Source organism: Cryobacterium sp. (genome assembly GCF_025463825.1).
Classification (GTDB): Bacteria; Actinomycetota; Actinomycetes; order Actinomycetales; family Microbacteriaceae; genus Cryobacterium.
In genome coordinates, this window is sequence record NZ_JAODBG010000095.1 from 1 (window position 1) to 8,338 (window position 8,338).

The following is an 8,338-nucleotide window of genomic DNA, read 5'->3' on the forward strand; positions in this document are numbered from 1 at the left end:
CCAAAACCGCAGGTTGCAGGTTCGAGTCCTGTCCGCCCTGCAAGTCGGTGGTATTTCCGCCGGCCCACGAAAGGTGTAACAGGTGGCCCGAAAAGTTATCGACGAACCCAGCGAGGAAATCGTCGCCAACGCCAGAGTGGCTCGCGAAGCAAAGCGCGGTCCATTTGCTCGGTTGTCCCTGTTTATCTCACAGGTCCTGGCCGAACTGCGCAAGGTCGTTACGCCGACCCGCAAGGAACTGCTCAGCTACACCGCAGTGGTTCTCATTTTCGTCGTGATCATGATGGCTCTTGTGTCGGGCTTCGACTGGGTGTTCGCACTCGTCGTCACGTTCCTATTCGGCACTCCAAGTTGATCCGTGCCGCGGAAGCGGCACCAGGACTGATCATGAACGTGGATCGGTGAGCTGCCCTCGATACAGCTTCACGCCCACGCAATAGAAGAAGGATTGATATTTAGTGACTGAGACCAATCGCGACGACGTCGACTGGGCCACCGCCGCCGAGCAGTCCGCCAACGACGACGAGGCGCAGGAAGGCAACACCCTCGCCGCCGACGAAACTTCCGTCGAAGCCGCCGAGCAGCTAGCCCTGCACGTCGAAGACGAGAATGCCGACATCGAAGATGATCTCGACGCCGCGCTCGACGCCCTCGCCGAATCCACCGACCCCGAAGCCGACGCCATCGTGGACGACGCGCTCGACATCGACTCCGCCGACGAGGCCGAGGCGGCCGTCGAAGCCGTCGAAGACGAGGAAGAGGTCGACGCCGAGGGCGAGGCCGAAGACGAAGACCCGTACGAAGCGTTCCGCAAGGACCTGCGCTTCCTGCCCGGCAAGTGGTTCGTCATCCACTCCTACGCCGGCTTCGAACGCCGCGTGAAGTCCAACATCGAGAACCGCAAGCAGTCGATGGCCATGGAAGACTTCATCTACCAGGTCGAGGTCCCGATGGAAGACGTCGTCGAGATCAAGAACGGCCAGCGCAAGATGGTCACCAGGGTACGCATCCCCGGCTACGTCCTGGTGCGCATGGACCTCAACGAAGACAGCTGGTCCGTCGTGCGCCACACCCCCGGAGTCACCGGCTTCGTCGGCAACGCGCACAACCCCACCCCGCTGCGTTTCGAAGAAGCCTTCGGGATGCTCAAGGGCCTCGTTGAGATCAAGGATGTCCCGGTCGCCAAGTCCGGTGCTCCCGGCAAGGCCGCCCAGCGTGTCCTGCCCGCCGAGATCGACTACGAGATCGGCGAGACCATCACGATCAAGGAAGGCTCGTTCGCGGGCCTGCCCGGTTCGATCAGCGAGATCAAGCCCGAGAGCGGCAAGCTCATCGTGCTCGTGTCGCTCTTCGAGCGTGAGACCCCCGTCGAGCTCAGCTTCGACCAGGTCACCAAGCTTTAGGTCCTGCCGGCTATCACAGCAGGACCCTGAACCACCGGGGCCCATCCGGGCCACCGGGAGAGCGACCTTCGCGGCCGCTCGAACATCAATAACGAAGGAAGAACAATGGCACCGAAGAAGAAGGTTACTGGTCTGATCAAGCTTCAGATCAAGGCCGGCGCCGCCAACCCCGCACCGCCCATCGGGCCGGCGCTCGGACAGCACGGCGTGAACATCATGGAATTTTGCAAGGCCTACAACGCCCAGACCGAATCCCAGCGCGGCAACGTCATCCCGGTTGAGATCACCGTGTACGACGACCGTTCGTTCACGTTCATCCTGAAGACCCCGCCCGCAGCGGAGCTCATCAAGAAGGCCGCCGGCGTCGCCAAGGGCAGCGGAACCCCGCACACCGTCAAGGTTGCCAAGCTCACCAAGGCGCAGGTTCGCGAAATCGCCGAGGCCAAGATGGTTGACCTCAACGCCAATGACCTCGACGCCGCGTCGAAGATCATCGCCGGCACCGCGCGCTCCATGGGCATCACCGTCGAGGGCTAGTACCCCTCAGTTCGACTCGTCGAACACTTCGCCGACAGAGCAGGTCGATCGCGATCCGCCGACAGGCACCAAGTGGAAGAGCCAGCCAGGCTCACGAAAACCACGCTCTCAGCACATGCATCTACAGGAGATTCAAAATGGCACCCAAGTCAAAGGCCTACCGCGCCGCGGTCGAGAAGATCGAAGCCGATAAGTTCTACACCCCCACCGAAGCCGTCACCCTCGCCCGCGAGACCGGTTCCGCCAAGTTCAACTCCACCGTCGAGGTTGCGCTCAAGCTCGGCGTCGACCCGCGTAAGGCAGACCAGATGGTCCGCGGCACCGTGATTCTTCCTCACGGCACCGGCAAGACCGCCCGCGTCATCGTCTTCGCAACGGGCCCCGCGGCCGAGGCAGCCATCGCTGCCGGCGCCGACGAGGTCGGTGGCGACGAGCTCATCGAGAAGGTGGCCGCCGGCTACACCTCGTTCGACTCCGCAGTCTCGACCCCCGAGCTCATGGGTAAGGTCGGTCGTCTCGGAAAGGTCCTGGGCCCGCGCGGTCTGATGCCGAACCCGAAGACCGGAACCGTGACGCCTGACGTGGCCAAGGCCGTGAACGACATCAAGGGTGGAAAGATCGAGTTCCGCGTCGACAAGCACTCCAACGTGCACTTCGTCGTGGGCAAGGCTTCCTTCTCCGCCGACCAGCTCAACGAGAACATCGGTGCGGCACTTGAGGAGATCGTTCGCCTCAAGCCGAGCTCGTCCAAGGGCCGTTACATCACCAAGGGCGCCGTCTCGACCACCTTCGGTCCGGGCATCCCGCTCGACGTGAACAGCATCTAAGGAACGCGTTTCGTTTCAGAAACACCGAGAAGGGGCCCGTCGTCAGTCGGGCCCCTTCGTCGTTGGCGCCACCGGCGCCACGTCCCAAGCGAGGGGGCACGCCTTCGGATTGGCTGCGTTTGCCCCCAACGCGGCCGTGAGTCGTGCCAAGGTCGAAGGATCGGTGCCGTTCGGCCCGTCGCCGTGGGAGGGAATCGTGGCGTCAACAGGTGGTGAGATGGTTTACCTGACCGTGCGCGAGCGCATCCTGTCGGGGGAGTTGCCGGCGAGTACCACGCTGAGAGAGCAGGCCCTGGCCGAGGAGCTCGGCGTGAGTCGCACTCCGGTGCGGGAGGCCCTGCGCCGCCTGTCGGAAGCCGGGCTGGTGACGTTCGTGCCCGATCGTGGCGCCACCGTCGTGGCGTGGACTCTCGAACAGGTCCGGGAGACCTACTTCGTGCGAGCCGGACTCGAGGGTCGGGCCGCTGGCCTGGCCGCCGCCCTTATCAGCGCCGCCGAACTCGACGCCCTGGCCGACCTCATCGACGCCATGGAGCCGCTGGTGACGGCGGTCGACGACGAGGGCGTGGCCGAGCTCGGCCGGCTCAACCCCGAATTCCACGGTATTGTTGTCGCCGCCTCCCGCAGCCCGCAATTGATGATGCTCACCTCGGCCGTCACGCGGGTACCCCTCATGGCGGCCGCCTTCCGCCGGCACGGCGTGCAGTATCGGGCCAGGATCAATCACCAGCATCGCGACATCCTCACCGTCCTGCGAACCGGGGACACCGTCTGGGCCGACGTCGCCATGCGGTCTCACATCCTCGGCGCCCGGAACGCCGTTCCCGCGGACTGATCCGACAGATCCGACCGGCCGAGTCCGATCCGGATGCGAACGGGCTGGTCGGATTCGAGCAGGTGCCTGCTGCGTGAGAACGGGCGCCGGATGGCCGGTACCCGCACCACCCGGTCGAGCTGGTGGCCGAGCGCGACGACCCGGGTCGCATCGCGAATCCGCAGCAATGACGGCCGCGGCCCCGAACGCCGCCCCGGTGGACGGCAGGAGCAGGGCGCAGGGCGCTCACGCCGGCGTTTTGCCGGGTTTTGGTCCCGTCTTCCGTTGCGTTGTATGCATTCGAAGCCGCATCGCGGAGCCCGACACCACGCACACCGCACCAGGTCCGTCACCTGGCGCCGCGCCGCGATCAGGAAACAAACTGGCAACACCGGGCGACTACGATCCAGACATGGTTGACCTCTTCAGCGGCTACGGCACTACCTCCGCACCGCCTCGTGAGCGGGGACAGACCTCGGCCTGGGACGAGATGTTCCCCGACCCGTCTTCGCTGTCTCCGTCTGAGGCTCGCGCGGCGTACAAGGACGTGTACAGCGCGCTCGCCAAGATGACCCAGGAGGAGTTGCGTGGTCGCACCGACGCGCTGGCCAGCTCGTACCTGGCCCAGGGTGTCACCTTCGACTTCGCCGGTGAGGAGCGCCCGTTCCCGCTCGACGCGGTTCCCCGGGTGATTGAACAGCCGGAGTGGCTGACCGTCGAGGCCGGGATCAAACAGCGGGTGCTCGCGCTCGAAGCGTTCCTCGCCGACATCTACGGCCCGCAGGCCGCCGTCCGCGACGGTGTGATCCCGGCCGGGCTGATCACCTCGTCCAAGCACTTCCACCGGCAGGCCGCCGGCATCACCTCAGCGAACAACGTGCGCATCCAGGTGTCCGGCATCGACCTCATCCGCGACGAGGTAGGTGCCTGGCGGGTGCTCGAAGACAACGTGCGGGTGCCCAGCGGGGTCAGTTACGTCATCTCCAACCGCCGGGTGATGGCGCAGACCCTGCCCGAACTGTTCGTGTCGATGCGGGTGCGCCCGGTCGGCGACTACCCCAACAAGCTGCTGCAAGCCCTCCGCGCCTCGGCGCCGGCCGGGGTCGACGACCCCAACATCGTGGTGCTCACGCCCGGTGTGTTCAACTCCGCCTACTTCGAGCACACCCTGTTGGCCCGGCTGATGGGCGTCGAGCTCGTCGAGGGTCGGGACCTGTTCTGCTCCGCCGGCCGGGTCTGGATGCGCACCACCGCCGGCCCCACCCGGGTCGACGTGATCTACCGCCGGGTCGACGACGAATTCCTGGACCCGCTGCAGTTCCGCGCCGATTCGCAGCTGGGCTCGCCGGGCATCCTGATGGCCGCGCGGCTGGGCAATGTCACCATCGCCAACGCGGTGGGCAACGGAGTCGCCGACGACAAGCTGGTATACACCTATCTGCCCGAGCTCATCAAGTACTACCTCGGTGAGGACGCGATCATCCCCAACGTCGACACCTGGCGGTTGGAAGACCCGCTCGCTCTCGAGGAGGTGCTCGACCGGCTCGACGAACTCGTCGTCAAGCCCGTCGACGGTTCCGGCGGCAAGGGCCTCGTGGTCGGTCCCGCCGCATCCACGGCAGAACTCGCCACCCTGCGCAAGCAACTGCTCAAGGACCCGCGTGGCTGGATCGCCCAACCGGTGGTGCAGCTCTCCACCATCCCCACCCTCGTCGACGACGGCATGCGGCCGCGGCACGCGGACCTCCGCCCGTTCGCCGTGAACGACGGCTCCGATGTCTGGGTGCTGCCCGGCGGCCTCACCCGGGTGGCCCTGCCCGAGGGTGAACTCGTGGTGAACTCCAGCCAGGGCGGCGGCTCGAAGGACACCTGGGTGATCGGGCTCGAACCCGATTTCCACGGCCGGTCCTCCGCGCAGAACATCCAGGGGCTGGTGGCCGACCAGGCCGCGAATACCCAATCGATCTCGATCATCCCCACTCGCACCGTCGACCACTCTCCGCAGGACACCCCTCCGGGCGGCGACCAGGACCAGGAACAGCAACAGCAACAGCAGCGCACCACGACCGCAGAAGGGGACCTGGAATGCTGAGCCGCATCGCCGAGAGCCTGTTCTGGATCGGCCGCTACATCGAACGCAGCGACGGCACCGCGCGCATCCTGGATGTGCACCTGCAGCTGCTGCTCGAAGACCCGTGGATCGAGGAGAACCTCGCCTGCCGGTCGCTGCTGCACCTGATGGGCAGCCCGGTGCCACCGGACCGCGACCTCACCCGCAAGGACGTGCTGGCGACCCTGGCGGCCGACCGCACGCATCCCGCGTCGATCGCGTACTCGCTCGGCGCGGCCAGGGAGAACGCCCGTCGGGCCCGGGAGATCGTCTCCACCGAGTTGTGGGAATGCCTGAACACCACGTACACGAAGATGCCACGCAACATCGCCAGCGCCAAGACTCACGACTTCTTCGGCTGGGTGCGCGAACGCGCCGCCCTGGCCGTGGGCATCGTGGAGTCCAGCGCCAGCCGCGACGAGGCCTGGCACTTCTTCACCCTGGGCCGCAGCCTCGAGCAGGCCGACATGACCGCGCGGCTGCTGGCCACCAGGTCGCTGACCGAGAACAGCGGGCCGTCGTGGACCACGATCCTCCGCTCCTGCGGAGCGTACGAGTCGTACCTGCGCACCTACCGTGGGGTGCCCTCGGCCCGGAACGCGGCCGAGTTCCTTCTGCTGGACCGCCTGTTCCCGCGGTCGATCGTGTTCTCGATCTCCCGCGCCGAGCAGTGCCTGCTGGAACTGGAACCGCGCACCGATCGTTTGGGGGTCTCCGAATCGTCGCAGCGCATCCTCGGCCAGATCCGCAGCCAGCTGGAGTACCGCCCGATCATGGAAATCCTGAACGACCTGCCCAAGCACATGGACATGGTGCAGGACGCCACCAGCACCGCGTCGGAGTCGATCGGCAACCGGTACTTCCCGACCAGCGCAGTGCCGACCTGGACGGGGGAGGCCTCGTGAAGCGGCTGCGCATCCGGCACACCACCGGTTACCGGTACAACGGCGAGGTGGCCACCTCGTACAACGAGGCGCGGATGCTGCCCGCCACGTCGCCGGACCAGTTCGTGTTGTACTCCAACCTCGACATCAATCCGGTGTCGAGCAATCACAACTATGTGGACTACTGGGGCACCCGGGTGTCGTCGTTCGAGGTGCTCACCCCGCACGCCGAGCTGACCCTGACGGCGAACAGCCTCGTGGAGGTGTCGCCGCGGGAGCATCCGCTGCATCCGATGCCGTGGGAAGACCTGGCAGAACTGGTGGCCTGCTCGACCGCCTCGGTCGAGCAGTCCTGGCAGACCTCGCTGACGGAACCACCCGCTGACGTTGTGGCCGCCGCCGCCGAGATCGCGGGCCGCCTCGACCCGTGCGACGCGGCGCAGGAGATCTGTCGGTTCGTGGGCGAGAACATGGCCTACGTGCAGGGGGTCACCGGGGTGAAGACCAACGCCCGCGAGGCCTGGGCCGACAGGCGCGGCGTCTGCCAGGACATCACCCACGTGGCCCTCGGAGCGCTTCGGTCGGTGGGCATCCCGGCTCGCTATGTGTCCGGTTACCTGCACCCCAAGCCGGAGGCCCTGATCGGGGAGACCGTCACCGGGGAATCGCACGCCTGGGTGGAGTGGTTCTGCGGCGACTGGCGCGGCTACGACCCCACCAACCAGATCGACATCGGCGACCGGCACGTGGGCGTAGGCCGCGGCCGCGACTACAACGACATCGCCCCCCTGCGCGGCGTCTACGCCGGCTCGGGCGGATCGCAGTTGTTCGTCAAGGTGGAGATCACCCGGGAGTCCTGACCGCACCGCTCCGCCTCCTCGGCGGACTGGGTACACTGGTAGTTGCAAGCGCGTTGTACTTGCGTGTACACGTTGTATCGGTTCGAGGGAGCAGCACGGATGAGCATCGAAGACGACGCCGTCGAGGTTCGCGCGCAGGGGTGGCGCACGCTGGCGGCCTTGCACGGCCGTATCGACGCGGTGCTCGAGAAAGCCCTGCAGGTCGGCTTCGACCTGTCGGTGGTGGAGTTCACGGTGCTCGACGCCCTCAGCCGCCAGCATGGCTGGCACATGCGGATGCAGCAGCTCGCCCGCGCTGCGGCACTGTCGAGCAGCGCGACGACCCGCCTGGTGAACCGGCTGGAGGACCGGGCGCTGCTCACCCGCATCCTCTGCGCCGACGACCGCCGCGGCATTTACACCGAACTCACCGAAGCCGGCAAGGCGCTGCTCGCCCGGGCTCGCCCGGTCTACGACGACGCCCTCGCCGGCGCCCTGGCTGCCGCCGAGGAGGAGCCGGAACTCGGCCCGCTCGTCGAGGCCCTGCACCGCCTGCCCCACCTGGCCCGCGCCGCGCTCTGACGGCCGCGCGCCCCAATCCCCGCGCCCCAAGTCGGGCTGCGGTGGCATAATTCCTGCAATTCTCAGATTCGGCCAACGCGGATGCCGGAATCACGCGGGTGCGGACCCTCGCGGGACACAAATTGCAGGAGTTATGCGCACCGGCGTGAGAGGGTGGTGGCATCAGGCGGGGGCGTGGGACTCGAGGAACTGGTAGACCTCGGTGGGATCGACGCCCGGGAAGGTTCCGGTGGGCAGCGCCGCCAGCAGGCTCGTGGGGGTGCGGGCCACCGGCCAGGACTGGCCTGACCACCGGCCGGACAACTCGTCGGGCGCGCGGCGGCAGCAGGACTCGTCCGGGCA

General features: G+C 66.8%; 9 protein-coding genes and 1 pseudogene. 9 read left to right on the forward strand and 1 reads right to left on the reverse strand.

Annotation, left to right across the window (positions count from 1 at the left end; all coding sequences use genetic code 11):
• The first annotated feature begins 82 nt into the window (after nt 1-82).
• From secE to JWP54_RS11655, 9 genes are all read left to right on the forward strand, one after another.
• A complete protein-coding gene (secE, locus tag JWP54_RS11615; RefSeq protein WP_297372097.1) occupies nt 83-355 on the forward strand; it encodes a preprotein translocase subunit SecE in 273 nt (90 codons plus the stop codon).
• A 103-nt stretch (nt 356-458) separates the two neighbouring features.
• A complete protein-coding gene (nusG, locus tag JWP54_RS11620) occupies nt 459-1,403 on the forward strand; it encodes a transcription termination/antitermination protein NusG (RefSeq protein WP_297372100.1) in 945 nt (314 codons plus the stop codon).
• A gap of 105 nt (nt 1,404-1,508) precedes the next feature.
• Nucleotides 1,509-1,940: a 50S ribosomal protein L11 gene (gene rplK / locus JWP54_RS11625; protein WP_066592266.1), complete on the forward strand. Its 432-nt coding sequence runs from the start codon at nt 1,509-1,511 to the stop codon at nt 1,938-1,940.
• 137 nt (nt 1,941-2,077) lie between these two features.
• Complete coding sequence (gene rplA, locus JWP54_RS11630; protein WP_297372112.1) at nt 2,078-2,767, forward strand: 50S ribosomal protein L1; 690 nt, start codon at nt 2,078-2,080, stop codon at nt 2,765-2,767.
• Nucleotides 2,768-2,903: 136 nt separating this feature from the next.
• Nucleotides 2,904-3,602, forward strand: coding sequence for a GntR family transcriptional regulator (locus JWP54_RS11635; RefSeq protein WP_297372116.1), 699 nt, complete (start codon nt 2,904-2,906; stop codon nt 3,600-3,602).
• Nucleotides 3,603-3,993: 391 nt separating this feature from the next.
• Entirely contained in the window at nt 3,994-5,673 is a 1,680-nt protein-coding gene (locus tag JWP54_RS11640; protein ID WP_297372119.1) for a circularly permuted type 2 ATP-grasp protein, read from the forward strand.
• Nucleotides 5,667-6,596 (forward strand): alpha-E domain-containing protein, encoded by a 930-nt coding sequence (locus JWP54_RS11645; RefSeq protein WP_297372122.1) that lies wholly within the window; start codon nt 5,667-5,669, stop codon nt 6,594-6,596. The genes JWP54_RS11640 and JWP54_RS11645 overlap by 7 nt, the downstream gene beginning before the upstream one ends.
• Nucleotides 6,593-7,435 (forward strand): transglutaminase family protein, encoded by an 843-nt coding sequence (locus tag JWP54_RS11650; protein ID WP_297372125.1) that lies wholly within the window; start codon nt 6,593-6,595, stop codon nt 7,433-7,435. Before JWP54_RS11645 ends, JWP54_RS11650 begins: the two co-directional genes overlap by 4 nt.
• A 99-nt stretch (nt 7,436-7,534) precedes the next feature.
• Entirely contained in the window at nt 7,535-7,996 is a 462-nt protein-coding gene (locus JWP54_RS11655; protein ID WP_297372128.1) for a MarR family transcriptional regulator, read from the forward strand.
• 162 nt (nt 7,997-8,158) lie between these two features.
• On the opposite strand, the pseudogene JWP54_RS11660 reads toward JWP54_RS11655, so the two are convergent.
• Nucleotides 8,159-8,338, reverse strand: a pseudogene (locus JWP54_RS11660) (XRE family transcriptional regulator); the annotation flags it as partial.

Excerpts from the sequence above, each read along its gene's own strand:
- rplK (WP_066592266.1), top strand. The coding sequence starts at position 1,509 with ATGGCACCGAAGAAGAAGGTTACTGGTCTGATCAAGCTTCAGATCAAG.
- rplA (WP_297372112.1), top strand. The coding sequence starts at position 2,078 with ATGGCACCCAAGTCAAAGGCCTACCGCGCCGCGGTCGAGAAGATCGAA.
- JWP54_RS11640 (WP_297372119.1), top strand. The coding sequence starts at position 3,994 with ATGGTTGACCTCTTCAGCGGCTACGGCACTACCTCCGCACCGCCTCGT.
- JWP54_RS11645 (WP_297372122.1), top strand. The coding sequence starts at position 5,667 with ATGCTGAGCCGCATCGCCGAGAGCCTGTTCTGGATCGGCCGCTACATC.
- JWP54_RS11655 (WP_297372128.1), top strand. The coding sequence starts at position 7,535 with ATGAGCATCGAAGACGACGCCGTCGAGGTTCGCGCGCAGGGGTGGCGC.